Raw genomic sequence first — 13,585 nt, 5'->3', positions numbered from 1 at the left:
GGATGAAATTATTTTTAAAATTAGGCAGAGATATCAAACAATCGATCGGGCAATTTATTGCCTTTGTTTTGGTTATTGCGGTAGGAGCTTTTTTCTATGCGGGGCTGGTCACTTATAGCGATAATCTTAGTGCTTATACGGAGGCTTATTTTAAAGAACATCATGTAAGCGATCTAAATGTGTATTACAGTCAAATCTCCCAAAATGATGTGGCTGCTTTGAGCAAAGTGGAGGGCATCCAAAAAATAGAGGGACGCTATACCTTTGACGCCACGCAAGCCTTTGATGGCTACAAAGCTTCCATCAAAATTCATTCCATCCCGTACGAAAATGAAATCAATACGCCTACAATGATCGAGGGCAGGATTCCATCCAAAAAAGAGGAGATCTTACTCGATTCCCACTATGCAAAAGAACATGGCTATCATGTGGGTGATCAAATCAGTCTAAGAGCAAATGAAAAAGATTTTACGTTTACCATTAGCGGCTTGGGTGAGAATGTTGAACATGCCAAAAAGAACGAAATACAAGACCATCAAACGTACGGAATCGCTTATATTGCGGAAGAGGCAATACCTGAAATCGCAGATGGGTTTACCTACAATGAAATCATGATTGATGCAAAGGAAGGCTACGATATTGACTTAGTAGGCAAATCAATTGAAGAACAATCCAAAGGGCTTTCTTATGTAAACCAAGTAAGCAAAGAACGGTCTTTTAGTTATTCCAAAATAAATGAAACGATACATAATAATAAATTGATGAGCAAGGTTATCCCTTTCATTCTCTTTTTGATTGTAGCCATTATTCTCTTTCTTACGATGTCGAGGATGATCGATTCTCAAAGAAATCAAGTCGGTATTATGAAGGCTTTGGGCGTTAAAAACAGGAGCATCATGCTTCATTACATGGGATACCCAGTGCTTGCCGGCATAGTAGGCACCGTCGTCGGTTGTGTCACTGCTGCTATTGTGTTTATTCCACTCGTAACGGCGTCGAGCGCAAGAGCCTACTCGTTGCCTGGCATTACTTACTCCCTTTCTGTTTTTTCTTTCATTCCTCCGATGATTTTCTCCAGTGCTTTTGGGATTCTGGCGTGTTACTTCAGTGGTAGAAGCATCTTAAAAGAACGTGCCGCTCAGGCTATGCGTCCGAAACCGCCAAAGAAGATGAGAAAGCTTTGGATTGAAAGAATTCCGGGCATTTGGAGCCATATTTCCTACAGCTACAAGCTCATTTTGAGAAATATATTTTTAAATAAGCAAAAGGCTTTAGCGAGCTCAATTGGTGTTGTCGTAAGCACTGTTTTATTGATAACGGCTTTTGGCACACAAACGGCGTTGCTAAAGGTAGCGAACCAAATTGAAGATGTTTATACCTATGATTTACGAGTAGATTATTCGGTGGGAACGGCTTCTAATGCGGTTAAACCACCCTTTGGCATAAAAAGTAGCTATTCTTTAGCGACCTATCCTGTTGAATTCATCAAAAATGATGCAAAAGAAAAGGCCACCTTCGTTGTTACGGAAAAAGAAAACAATCTCATCCATTTCTTTGACGACAATGACAATCGGATATTTTTGGAGGATAATGGCGTGCTCGTACCCAAATCCTATGCCGATAAATATCAGATTGTAGTAGGGGATAGCATCAAAATAAAATTCGTAGCACCAGAGCTAAAAAATAAATCGGTAGACATGAAGGTTTTACATATATCTACCCAGTATTCAAATCCGTCGTTTTATAGCACACCAGCCTATTTAAAGAGCTTCGACATCGATTACAGTCCAACCTCGCTTTTAGTTGAAGCAGACAGCTTTGTAGATCGGATTAATGTGCGCAGCTACTTTGAACAAGATCCGCATGTAGATACCATTACAGACAAGAATGATTTAAAGAAATCAGCTGAATACATTTTGAAGCAAAATAGTTTTGTATTTATCATGTTTATCATTAGTGCTGTCATCCTCTCCTTTGGCGCCATCTATACGATATCCTCAATAAACATTTATGAAAGGAATCGCGAGCTCGCAACACTAAAGGTGTTAGGCTATCAAAAAAATAAAATAAACAGGCTGATCTTTTTTGAAAATATCATCCTGACTACATTTGCGGTCATTGTAGCTCTGCCGATAAGTGGCTATGTTTACTCGATCGTAGTAAAGGCACTGTCTAGCAGCCATCAACAAATACCCGATCAATTAAATATGCTTGTCCTGCTGGTATCTGTTATTCTTGCCTATGTACTTACGATTCTTTCTAACCTGCTGCTGAGGAGAAAAGTAACCAATATCAATATGATTGAGTCATTGAAGAGCGTTGAATAGAAGCTTATACTTCCGATATAGGGGTAGTCACTTAGGTGGCTGCCTTTTTTTGTGCTAAACGAAAGGAAGAGATCCATGCACACTTTGATTTATAACGATTCTTTACCTATTCATTGCTGTGTCATTCTCTAATAATTATTTTTATGGTGATTCCCTCTGATAATCCGCCTTGGAAGACAAGGTGTTCATGAACACACGCAAGAATAGGAGTGTATTTTTATGTCAGTATCCAGTAGTAGAAACGGTTTTATTATCCTCGCCATGGCGTTGGGACTGCTGATGTCGTCCTTGGACAATACGATCACCTCAGCAGCCATTACTCATATCATTCAGGAGATTGGCGGTTTTGAAAGCATGAGCTGGGTCTTTACAGCCTACGTATTAGCGGCAACCAGCACGATGCTCATCTTCGGGAAAATGTCAGATCTTTTTGGACGAAAGCTGTTTTATTTAATCGGTATTACCGTTTTTTTAATCGGCTCTGCGCTATGTGGCGTCGCTCAAAACATTGAACAGCTCATTACATTCCGTGCGATTCAAGGAATTGGTGGCGGGGCGCTTTTTCCTATCACCTTCACGATTCTGTTTACGCTTTCCTCTGATCCCAAATATACTGCACGAATTTCAGGGGTTTTCGCCGGCATCTTCGGGCTTTCTTCGGTTGCTGGACCTCAAATCGGAACCTTGCTTTCTGAGCTTCTGGGATGGCGCTGGTGCTTTTATGTCAATATTCCCATCGGTCTATTGTCTCTAGTGACGCTCCTCGTCTCACTCAAAGAATCTCGCTCACAAGCGAAACCAAAGATTGACTATTTAGGAACCATTTCATTGATCATCTCATCAATAGCGATCATGCTTGCACTCGAATGGGGTGGCAAGATGTATGCCTGGTCTTCTTGGCAAATTATCGGATTATTTGTTGTTTCAATCGTTGTCGGAGTATCCTTTATTTTCATTGAACGTCAGGCACAGGAACCCATTCTCCCTCTGATCTTATTTAAGAATCGCATGGTGGTCGCGACCTGCATCGCCTGTCTATCACAAGGGGCTATTATGTTTGGTGCGATTACTTATTTACCGATCTTTGCGGTGGCTGTACTCGGTCACGCGAACGCTAATAGTGTTTTGACACCATTGATGCTCTCCTTAATGGCAGGTGCCGTAGTATTTGCGATGCTGCAAACCAAATTTTCATTTCGTGCCCTCATGACATTCTCCATGCTGGCTTGCTTGGGCATTAGCATTTTCTTAACGAACCTGTCTCCTGCCATCTCAACCTTGCATCTGACATTACTCATGATCCTGCTCGGTTTTGCAGGGATTGGACCGCTCATGAGCATTGCACAGAACGCGATTGCCTATTCCGTTGACAAAAAATATATCGGTATTTCTTCCTCAATCGTTGGTTTCAGCAGGAATATGGGGGGAGTATTGGGGGCGTCTGTTATGGCTGCTGTTGTTAACCAAAATTATAAAACGATCATCACAGCTGGAGAGCCATTACAAGGGATTTCATCTGATAAAATAGAGAGTCTACTAAACCCTGAAATAGTAATGCAGGCCACCACACAGATTGATCCAGCTATTCATTTGTTCCTTCGCGATTCATTAGGAGCTTCTATTAATCATGGATACTTTGTGGGTATCGCTTTTGCTGTAATCGGATTTCTTTCTGTATTAAATGCGGGGCCAGGCCAAGCGAAGAACCCTAAAAAGGACGAAGATTCATAGGAGTGCTCGCCTTATGACAGTAAAAATTTATGCTTGGAAGGATGACTGAAGTGAAAATAGGTTTAGTAAGGCATTACAAGGTAAAGCAAGAGTATCCAACTGGCACACCAATAAATGCAGATGAACTAAATGAATGGTTCCGAACCTATGATGAAGCAGAGATTGAAGAGGGATATACGGACCTACAAGGAATTGAATGGGATGAGTGCTTCACAAGTAATTTGCCGAGAGCAGTAAAAACAGCGGAGATCATATATAAAGGGCCGATATGCAAAATGGCAGAGCTACAAGAAGTTCCGCCACCTAGATTTACGATGAGAGTAAAGCTTCCCTTTTTTGCATGGGCTATTCTTATTCGATCTTCTATGTTTTTTAACAGCCAAACTCGCGAAGAGATTAGACAAGCTAAATCAAGAATTAATGAGGTTCTTGATCAGGCTATTTCCCAAGAAAAAGAGAATGTGTTAATCGTCAGTCATGCAGCTCTTATGATGTTTATGCGAAAAGAGCTGATTAAAAGGGGATTTAAGGGCCCGACGTTTAAGCATGCGGAAAATGGGAAGCTTTATCTTTTTGAAAAGTAATGTAGAGACATGGGTAGAGAATGGTTTTGACCAAAAGCGGGTTTATCGCGGCACCTCCAATTGTTGGTTTCACTTAACAGTTGGAGGTGTCATTCATTTCCTTGGATATCGACTCAAAATAGCTGACAACTACCTCTCGAAATTCCAGAGCAGCCCGCGAAATGTACCGACTTTTATGCCAAAGCAAAGCGATCTCCCGTACCAATTCCTGATCCTCTACATGAAGATAGCTGATTTTTTCGTGTGCAGAGGCTGCCGTACTTGGGATGAAGGCTATTCCAATCTCGGCCTCTACAAGACTGATCAGCCTGGCAGGTTCATCTCCTTCATACACATAATTGGGTACAAACCCAGCCAATTTGCAAATCGACTCGACCAAATCACGTGTACCGTAGCCTTTCTTTACACCGACAAACGATTCATCTGCCAGCTCTGCCAAGGCTACGCTGCTTTGGTCTGCAAGCCGATGCGACTTCGGAACCGCTACATGAATAGGGTCTAGGAACACGATTTGACACTCGATATCATCCTCGTAAATGGGAGGTGAGGACAAGCAAAAATCGACCTCGCCTCTTTGAAGCACCTTAACCATTTCGTATGTGCTCAGCATTTGCACATGAAATTGGATATGGGGTCGTTTTTTTCGAAATTCTCGAAGGATGTGTGGTAACGTGCTTGCGGTCGTGACCGCCAATTCAAGCGTGCCGTGTTCCGGGCTGGATAAATCACGAATCTCTTGTTTCCCTTGTTCCAATTCAAACAAAGCCCTTTCCGCACGGCGAAGGAATCTACTTCCGTACTCATTCAACCGCAGCTTCCTTCCGATTCGATCGAATAAAGGCATCCCGAGATCTTCTTCTAGACGTTGAATCGTTTTGCTTAGAGACGATTGTGTCACGTGCAAACTTCTTGCGGCTTCGGTCACATGCTCTGATCGAGCGACAGCAAGAAAATATTTTAATTGAAGAAGCTTCATCGAGTTCCCCTCCACTCATTCCTTTCAGTCAATGAAATCATAGCATAAAATGCGTTGGAGTAAATGTGAGATATCATATACGCTATCCTCAACAAGCTTTAGGGGGACCGAAAATGAATGCTCGCAGCAGGTGGTTGTTAATTTCTGTTGGACTGGGGGTACTACTCAACCCTTTAAATTCTTCGATGATTGCAGTGGCGATTGCGAGGCTGCAGCATGTGTACCGCCTTGACTTTACGCAGGTTTCCTGGATTATTTTTACCTTCTACATTGCAAGCAGTATCGCTCAACCTGTGATGGGCAAGGCCAGCGATTTATTTGGCCGCAAAAAGATATTCCTTACGGGGCTAGCTGTCGTCTCTGTAGCATCCTTAACAGCTCCATTCTCACCCAGCTTCGGGTGGCTCATTGTGTTCCGCATTTTGCAAGCTATTGGAACAAGCATGATGGTTGCGGTAGGGATGGCGATTGTTCGTGTTCATATCACGGAAAAACAGGCGACTGCGTTGTCCGTTTTGTCCATGTTCCTATCAGGAGCCGCAGCGATTGGGCCTTTTGTCGGCGGTATCTTGCTTCATTGGTGGGATTGGCAAGCCATCTTTTTCGTCAATATTCCGTTTGTGGTGGCGAGCTTTCTATTTGCGTCGAGGTATATTCCAGATGACGCACCGCCAAAATCTACTACACAAGGCATGTCCTTACGAAAATGGGGAGAGTTCATCGATGGGCCAGGGGTTCTGCTTTTTACGGTGGGGCTAGTTAGCGTCCTCATTGGATTGTTGTCAGCAACATCATCTGGGCATGTCTCATTTGGGGTTGTCATTGCCTTGCTGCTTGGCCTCGTTACATTAGGGTTTTTCGTACGACATGAGTTAAAGGCGGCATCACCCTTTATTCCTGTACGTGCATTTGCGAAATATCCTGCGATGACTTTGGTTAATGTTGAATTCATACTCGTGAATCTGCTTTATTACTCGCTTTTTTTCGGCTTCCCATCCTATCTGCAAATGGTGCGTCATGTCAGCGAGGTAGATACAGGGCTGCTCATGTTGAGCTTGGGCTTGTGCTCACTCGTTGTGTCTCCACTAGCCGGGAGATGGATCGATAAATCAGGTCCAAGGCCAGCATTGCTCGTTTCTGCCATATTGATGACGCTAGGATCATTGTGGATCGTGACATTGAATGAAAATTCACCAGTTGTCAGTGTTTGTTCGGCATTAGCTGCATTTGGCATTAGCAACGGGTTGAACAATGTCGGCATGCAAGCTGCCTTGTTCAAGAGCTCTCCGAAAGAAATGATTGGTGTGGCCTCCGGGTTATTTATGACATCAAGATACTTGGGCACCATTCTTTCTTCACTGCTGCTCGGCATTGTAATGGGAGATAGGCTTAGCGCTGAGGGATTTCGTTTGCTGGGGGTGATCCTCGCCATCGTTGCATTAACCCTGGTATTCACGAGCTGGCAACGGAGAGAGCAAGAGCAAGTAGAACAGTCTTAGAATCGATAATTGGAATTAAAAATTCGTTACGAACAGCAAATCTCATCTCAGAGATATGCTGTTTTTATTTTTTTAAGGTTTAGTTAAGTTTCGGATTAAAACGCTGTAAGGTGCAGGGGGCTATAATCAGCTGAGTACGAAGCAAACACGAAAAAACGGGAGAGAGACATGAAAAATAACATCATCACTTGTGTATGGATCGTAGCCATCTTACTTGGCGGTCTGCTCATTATTCAAAACGTAAACCTAAACCGGATTGGCGCAGACGTATTTTATACGCAGATCCAAGGGTCAGGAAAGGAACTGACAGACAGAGTCGGCAATGGAGAGACATTGGTCAGATATGAATATGAATTGCCGGCTTTTGATAAAGACGGAACGCAAACCACTTTGAAGTTTAATGCGGACAAGCAGCTTCGGGTAAAAGCGTATTTGAGCTTGTACGTGAAAGAGGGCAAGGGTGTGACCTCTTATCAGGAAGTGACAAAAGAAAAGCTGCCAGAGAAAGTCATGGAAAAGCTGCAAGAAAGAAAGGAGTAAAAGCAAATGAGCACATCATCCATCCCGCAAAAAGAGCGGATCGTTGCATTAGATATCATTCGCGGTTTCGCATTGTTCGGAATCCTGTTTATTAATGTGAAAGGCTATATCCTTTTGACAGAAGGCGTAGAAATCCCTGTTTATAATGGGATCAATGCAGTGATCGATACTTTGATCAACATTTTCGTGGAAAAGAAGTTTTTCTCTATTTTCTCGTTCCTGTTTGGCGTTGGATTTTATATTTTCGCTTCACGGGCGGAAAAGCGGGGAGATAAGCCATTGAGAAGATTCTCCCGACGCCTTTTGACACTCTTTGTCATCGGGGTTGTACAAGTATTTATCTTTTGGGGAACGATCCTGCCTTTTTATGCGCTAATTGGGTTTCTCCTACTGCCCTTTTACCGAGCAAAAGTCGCGACAGGTTGTAAATGGCTCGCGGGGATCACAGGCGTGTACCTGCTTGCGTTGATTCTGAAGCTTACAGGGGCAGCTGGCTTATTGTCCAGTGTACTAGACGTAATAGTTGCCGATTCCACGTTGATCTTTCTTATGTTTTTGGCGGGATTTCTTGCAGCAAAATCGGATTTGATCAGACGAGTCGGTGAATGGAAAAATCAAATTAGGCAAGTCGCGATTGGATCATTGCCGATCGTTGCTGGTTTTTCAATCTGGACCTGGTTTGCAGCGGAGAATGGAGTAGATGAGCTGAAGCTGATCGTTTCACTTGGCACTATTCCCGCTGTCTTGTTTTATCTAAGCTCCCTGTTTTTGCTGTTGGAGCGTGAGCAGATTCGTTCTTTTCTTACGCCTGTTTCGAGAGTGGGGCAGATGGCTCTTACCAATTATGTGGCGCAAAGCTTTATCGGGTCGCTGATCATTTCCATCATGGGGCTGGAAACCGTTTCTCCAGTCAATGTAGTCATCATTGCCTGCCTGATTTTTATCGTACAAATCATCTTCAGCAGTCTGTGGTTCAAATTTTTCACCATGGGACCTTTGGAAAAGATGTGGCGCTTTATGACCTATGGCAAGCAAAAAATAAAGTAGTTGAACGCGGAATGCGCAGGAAGGCTTGGAAAATGGCTTTTTTGCGCATTCTTCTATACAAGGGCCATGAACCGAGCTTGATATATGCCCGAGGCTCAGGCATACTCTCACATAAAAAGGTTTGGGCAGTAGAGGAGGCAGCATGGAATGTCTAGCAAAAAGGTTTTAATTATCGATGATGAAGAAGATATTTTGAAGCTCATAAAAACGGTCCTCATCAAGGAAGGGATAGAGAATGTCATAACGGCAACGACAGCAAAAGAAGGATGGCTGCAATTTCAAGCGGGCAAGCCAGACCTGGTTTTATTAGACATCATGCTGCCGGACGGAGAAGGCTATGAGCTTTGCAAGCAAATGAGGAACGTCTCCAAAGTACCGATTTTGTTCGTATCTGCCAAGACGGAAGAAATCGATAAAATTTTGGGCTTTGCCATCGGGGGAGACGATTTTATAACCAAGCCGTTCAGCCCCAAAGAGCTTGCTTATCGCGTGAAGGCACAATTACGAAGAGCCGATTATGCCGTAGCAGAAACGATTGAAGATCCGATTTTAAAAGCGGGTCCTTTTGAGTTGAACCCGCAAAAAGCAGAGCTGTTAAAGGACGGCAGGCCCATCGATGTAAAACCGAAGGAGCTTGGTTTAATGAAGTTTTTCCTCCAGAACGTCAACAAAGTGATCAGTAAGGAAAAGCTGTACGATACGGTCTGGGGAGAGGATTTTACGGGCATTGATAATACCGTCATGGTGCATATTCGGAGATTGCGGGAAAAAATTGAAGAACAGCCTTCCCAGCCAAAGTATTTGATCACGATAAAAGGCTTAGGGTACAAATTAACGGTAGAGGATTCATAAACGATGAAATGGAAATTAACAGGAAGGTATTTGCTGTCGGTTGTTTTGGTTGTAGTACTCGTTATTTTCATGAATGTATTCATTTCGTTCGCTTTGTTAATTGTTCAGCTGGGATTCGATATACCGATCGTTCTGGAAAAGGAAACATCTCCTGAGCAATTTACGAGGGGGTTTCAGAATCGGATACAAATTGTAGATCATGTCGTGACCATTAGCGAAGCAGGGAAAAATGAGCTGCTGGCCAAGAATGCATGGTTGCAGGTTATGGATGAAAATGGAAAGGTAATTGCCGATTATCGAGTTCCAGAAGGTGTCAAGACCAAATATACGCCAACAGATATCATTCAGATGTACAAGTATAAGGAAGTGAATGGGGACACCACTGTTTTTATTGGAGAAAAAGGTAGCGGAGACAGACATTACAGCTATTTCATTGGGATCGAAAACCCAAATTTAAACCGCTATGTCCTTTCTTATGACAACCACGTTCTTTTCCAAATGTTCAAGATTGGAAGCGTCATATTTGTCATCGATATTCTCATTGCCTGTTGGATTGGATACATGTTTAGCAAGCGCCTCACTCAGCCACTGCACGCTCTCATTGATGGGATCAAAAACTTGGCCAATCATCAGTTCTTTATTCCAATGCAATCGCAAGGGATTTATGAGAATGTGTTTGATAACGTGAATCAATTATCCACCCAGTTACAAGCAAACGAGAAGGAAAGAAAGAAATTGGATCAGCTAAAAGAGGAATGGATCGCAAACATTTCCCATGATATAAAAACACCGCTTGCCTCGATCCAGGGGTACTCGGAAATGATCAAAGACCCGGATTACGATTTTACCATGGATGAAATTCGGGAATATGCAGGGATTATTGAGCAAAAGTCACTCTATATAAAAGAGGTCATGGAAGACCTGCATTTGACGACACGCTTGAAAAATAAAGAACTAGCTATTCAGAAGAAAACCATTAACCTGGTGACACTGCTGAGAAGCATCGTGATCGACATAGTGAATGATCCAAAATACGCCCATCGACAAATACAATTTCAGCCAACGGAAGAGCACATATCCGTAGAGGCGGATGAAATTTTGCTGAGGAGGGCGATTACCAACTTAATATACAATGCGATCGTTCACAATGACCCCGATGTAAAAATCGTTGTGAAAATCGAAATGAGAGAACGAGCGTACATGATCATCCAAGATGATGGAAAAGGGATCAAGAAAGAAGAACTGAATAGAATTTTTGACCGTTATTATCGAGGGACCAATACGGGAGAGGCGCATAAAGGCTCCGGACTCGGAATGGCCATAGCGAATGATATTATTCAGGCACATGATGGTGAGATTGCGATTCATAGTGAGGAAGGGCATGGGACTAGGGTTGAGATTCAGTTGTAGTTAGCGAAGGCAGGGGAAAAGCTGGGATTGGTACAGCTAAAATTGTGAAAGAAGAAATACTAGACCATGTATAATTTTGGTAGCGCATTTAAACGGAAGGGGAATCTGATTGGAAGCTCCTTTAAGCAGAGTACATTGGATCGAAAAAAATGAGGTGCTGGACGAGCTGCTAAGCCAAGAAGACATCTTAACTGTACATCCTATGAATCAGGGATTGGAAGCCGAAGTGATAAAGATCAGTTCAGAAAATGAAAGCTATGTATTAAAAGTATGGAATAAAGAGTCCAAACCTGATGTTCGCTTTCAATTCCATCTGGTGCACGCCCTTGTAGAGCGTGGATTTTCAGTCCCTTTGCCAGTGGGGTGGGGAATCAATTCGAACTCCCATCAGATGCTGCTGACTACCTTTAACGGGTCGCCCATACGCAAAGCAAATGAACAGCTCATGGTACATATGGCAAATCTATTAGCCCAGATGCATCAAATGGATGTAAAAGAGCTAGGGCTCCCGAAGTACGATTTTCTGGACTATTTTTTCCCAGGGGCAGGTGAACATCAAGATATTTATCAGGCCCTAGATTCTCTTCTTTCGTTAGTCAAATTCAAGCAAGAACGACTGATTCATGGCGATTTTCATTTCGAAAACATAGTGGAAGAAGACGGACGATGTACTGTAATCGATTGGACGAACGGACAATTAGGTGACCCCCGATACGATTTTGCATGGACGTTTATTTTGCAAAAAATATATATTTCAGAGCGGTCTGCAGAGGCATTTCGCTCCGCGTATTTATCAGAAATTGATATTTGTCCCAAAGACCTTGACGTTTTTGAAGCGTTAGCTTGCCTGAGATGGCTATTGCTCGCTAGACGTGGTGGTACACCAAAAGAACCCGCTGCAAGCGATCGAGCAAAACGATTAATCACAAGCCATCCGTACTTACATGAATGGCAGGTATGGAATAGGGCGTGAAAAAGAACAAGGAGTGGACCATGGGGATGAAAGTACAAGCTATTTTCGAAGAATTTCCAGTCCTTCAGTCAGAAGAATTGACCTTGAAGAAGATCGAAGACCAGCATCTCGATAAAGTTTTTGAAATCTACAGCAATGACAACGTATTTGAATACTGCGGCATCATTCCCAAGCATAATAAAGCTACGGTAAAAAACATGATTGGGCATTTTGAGAGAGACTATAGCAAAAAGACGAGGGTCAAGTGGGGAATATTCGCGAAGGCGACCCCCAATCGACTGCTGGGTATTATCGAAGCCTTTGATTTCAATCAAAAAGTAAACGCAGTGACAATCGGCTACTTTTTAGCTGAATCCACTTGGGGAAAAGGGATAGCTACTCAGGCCGTAAATCTGTTGATCCGTTTTTTGTTTACAGAAGCGGACATCAACCGGATTCAGGCAGAAGTGATGCCTCAAAATGAAGTCTCCAAGAAGGTACTGCTGAAAAATGGCTTCATCAAAGAGGGAACACTCAGACAAGCAACGCTCTGGTCAGGAAAAGGGATTGTTGATTTGGAGATTTACAGTATGTTGAAAGAAGACTATGTGAGATGACGCTGGTCATGCCATGAGTATGGAATCCACCAGAATGCACCGTTACCTATAAAAGCTCTCCTATGGTACTATGTGGGGTATGATTAAGAAAACGTCATCCTATCATAGATATTCAGAATGGGGAAAATATCTTGAAAACATTTAAGAAAGTTTATATAGAAATCACCAGCATCTGCAATCTTGCCTGTTCCTTTTGCCCGCCGACGGAGCGCAAAGCCAATTTTATCAAGGTCGAGGACTTTGCCAAAAGGCTGGACGAGATCAAGCCGCATACCAAGTACATTTATTTGCACGTAAAAGGAGAGCCGCTGCTTCACCCCAAAATCGATGAACTGCTTGATATCAGCCACGAAAAAGGCTTTAAGGTCAATATCACGACAAACGGCACCCTGATCGCAAAAAATCGGCACAAGCTGCTTGGCAAGCCAGCACTGAGACAGATGAATTTTTCACTCCACAGCTTTGACGGACATGAGGGCTCTACCAACCGCGAAGGCTATTTAAGGGAAATTCTTTCCTTCGTCCGAGAAGCGGAGGAGCATAAAGTCATCTTCTCGTTCCGTCTCTGGAATTTAACACAGGACAATGCGACAAACATTCAAAAGAATAGAAACCGCCAGACACTCGAAATTGTAGAAAAGGAATTTGGCCTTGATTACAAAATCGAAGAGAAAGTAGAGCCGGGCAGCGGCGTGAAAATCGCGGACCGCGTTTATTTGAACCAGGACCATGAATTCCAGTGGCCGAGCATGACAGCTCCAGAGGATGACGGTAAAGGCTTTTGCCATGGACTGCGAAGTCAGGCTGCTATATTGGTGGATGGTACGGTCGTGCCCTGCTGTCTGGACGGGGAAGGCGTCATTAATCTGGGAAATATCAATCAGACTTCATTTTCGGATATCGTCGATGGCGAGCGTGCGAATAATCTTATCGAAGGCTTTTCGCGCAGAGAGGCTGTCGAGGAGCTATGCAGGAGATGCGGGTATCGTCAGCGTTTTGGAGCGTAGTTATAGTGCTATAATAGAGTAGACAAGAATAGAAGGAGATTGA

General features: G+C 43.2%; 12 protein-coding genes. 11 read left to right on the top strand and 1 reads right to left on the bottom strand.

Translation table 11 applies throughout. From position 1 onward, the window contains the following. The first annotated feature begins 2 nt into the window (after window positions 1-2). From C3B52_RS19045 to C3B52_RS19035, 3 genes are all read left to right on the top strand, one after another. Window positions 3-2,327 (top strand): ABC transporter permease, encoded by a 2,325-nt coding sequence (locus C3B52_RS19045; protein ID WP_103107972.1) that lies wholly within the window; start codon window positions 3-5, stop codon window positions 2,325-2,327. 219 nt (window positions 2,328-2,546) lie between these two features. Then, a complete protein-coding gene (locus tag C3B52_RS19040; protein ID WP_103107971.1) occupies window positions 2,547-4,058 on the top strand; it encodes an MFS transporter in 1,512 nt (503 codons plus the stop codon). Between the two features lie 41 nt (window positions 4,059-4,099). Beyond that, window positions 4,100-4,642, top strand: coding sequence for a histidine phosphatase family protein (locus C3B52_RS19035; RefSeq protein WP_235615780.1), 543 nt, complete (start codon window positions 4,100-4,102; stop codon window positions 4,640-4,642). A gap of 73 nt (window positions 4,643-4,715) precedes the next feature. Here C3B52_RS19035 and C3B52_RS19030 read toward each other — a convergent pair whose 3' ends face one another. Then, complete coding sequence (locus C3B52_RS19030; protein WP_103107970.1) at window positions 4,716-5,618, bottom strand: LysR family transcriptional regulator; 903 nt, start codon at window positions 5,616-5,618, stop codon at window positions 4,716-4,718. Between the two features lie 113 nt (window positions 5,619-5,731). Between C3B52_RS19030 and C3B52_RS19025 the strand changes: the two genes are divergently transcribed. The 8 genes from C3B52_RS19025 to C3B52_RS18990 all read left to right on the top strand — a co-directional run bounded on the left by C3B52_RS19025 (window position 5,732) and on the right by C3B52_RS18990 (window position 13,542). Beyond that, window positions 5,732-7,117 (top strand): MFS transporter, encoded by a 1,386-nt coding sequence (locus C3B52_RS19025; protein WP_103107969.1) that lies wholly within the window; start codon window positions 5,732-5,734, stop codon window positions 7,115-7,117. 168 nt (window positions 7,118-7,285) lie between these two features. Beyond that, window positions 7,286-7,657 (top strand): YxeA family protein, encoded by a 372-nt coding sequence (locus tag C3B52_RS19020; RefSeq protein WP_103107968.1) that lies wholly within the window; start codon window positions 7,286-7,288, stop codon window positions 7,655-7,657. 6 nt (window positions 7,658-7,663) lie between these two features. Further along, the gene (locus tag C3B52_RS19015; protein WP_103107967.1) at window positions 7,664-8,704 is read left to right on the top strand and encodes a DUF418 domain-containing protein; all 1,041 of its coding nucleotides are present in this window, start codon (window positions 7,664-7,666) and stop codon (window positions 8,702-8,704) included. Window positions 8,705-8,851: 147 nt separating this feature from the next. Continuing rightward, entirely contained in the window at window positions 8,852-9,556 is a 705-nt protein-coding gene (locus tag C3B52_RS19010; protein ID WP_103107966.1) for a response regulator transcription factor, read from the top strand. Between the two features lie 3 nt (window positions 9,557-9,559). After that, window positions 9,560-10,966 (top strand): sensor histidine kinase, encoded by a 1,407-nt coding sequence (locus tag C3B52_RS19005; protein WP_103107965.1) that lies wholly within the window; start codon window positions 9,560-9,562, stop codon window positions 10,964-10,966. 109 nt (window positions 10,967-11,075) lie between these two features. After that, a complete protein-coding gene (locus C3B52_RS19000) occupies window positions 11,076-11,939 on the top strand; it encodes a phosphotransferase (protein WP_235615779.1) in 864 nt (287 codons plus the stop codon). A 26-nt stretch (window positions 11,940-11,965) separates the two neighbouring features. Next, complete coding sequence (locus C3B52_RS18995; RefSeq protein ID WP_103108007.1) at window positions 11,966-12,535, top strand: GNAT family N-acetyltransferase; 570 nt, start codon at window positions 11,966-11,968, stop codon at window positions 12,533-12,535. 131 nt (window positions 12,536-12,666) lie between these two features. Then, window positions 12,667-13,542 carry a radical SAM/SPASM domain-containing protein gene (locus C3B52_RS18990; RefSeq protein WP_103107964.1) on the top strand — a complete coding sequence of 292 codons (876 nt, stop codon included), beginning with the start codon at window positions 12,667-12,669 and terminating at the stop codon, window positions 13,540-13,542. The last annotated feature ends 43 nt before the right edge of the window (window positions 13,543-13,585 follow it).

The sequence above is a fragment of the Brevibacillus reuszeri genome, from assembly GCF_002897295.1.
In the GTDB taxonomy this organism is placed as follows: Bacteria; Bacillota; Bacilli; order Brevibacillales; family Brevibacillaceae; genus Brevibacillus; species Brevibacillus reuszeri_A.
Note: the sequence above shows the minus strand (reverse complement) of the source record. Positions and strands in the feature narration are given on the sequence as shown.

Bases quoted from the DNA above. Each gene is read 5' to 3' on its own strand.
- C3B52_RS19045 (WP_103107972.1), top strand. From the start codon at position 3: ATGAAATTATTTTTAAAATTAGGCAGAGATATCAAACAATCGATCGGG.
- C3B52_RS19030 (WP_103107970.1), bottom strand. From the start codon at position 5,618: ATGAAGCTTCTTCAATTAAAATATTTTCTTGCTGTCGCTCGATCAGAG.
- C3B52_RS19040 (WP_103107971.1), top strand. From the start codon at position 2,547: ATGTCAGTATCCAGTAGTAGAAACGGTTTTATTATCCTCGCCATGGCG.
- C3B52_RS19015 (WP_103107967.1), top strand. From the start codon at position 7,664: ATGAGCACATCATCCATCCCGCAAAAAGAGCGGATCGTTGCATTAGAT.
- C3B52_RS19010 (WP_103107966.1), top strand. From the start codon at position 8,852: ATGTCTAGCAAAAAGGTTTTAATTATCGATGATGAAGAAGATATTTTG.
- C3B52_RS19035 (WP_235615780.1), top strand. From the start codon at position 4,100: ATGACTGAAGTGAAAATAGGTTTAGTAAGGCATTACAAGGTAAAGCAA.
- C3B52_RS18995 (WP_103108007.1), top strand. From the start codon at position 11,966: ATGAAAGTACAAGCTATTTTCGAAGAATTTCCAGTCCTTCAGTCAGAA.
- C3B52_RS19025 (WP_103107969.1), top strand. From the start codon at position 5,732: ATGAATGCTCGCAGCAGGTGGTTGTTAATTTCTGTTGGACTGGGGGTA.
- C3B52_RS19020 (WP_103107968.1), top strand. From the start codon at position 7,286: ATGAAAAATAACATCATCACTTGTGTATGGATCGTAGCCATCTTACTT.
- C3B52_RS19005 (WP_103107965.1), top strand. From the start codon at position 9,560: ATGAAATGGAAATTAACAGGAAGGTATTTGCTGTCGGTTGTTTTGGTT.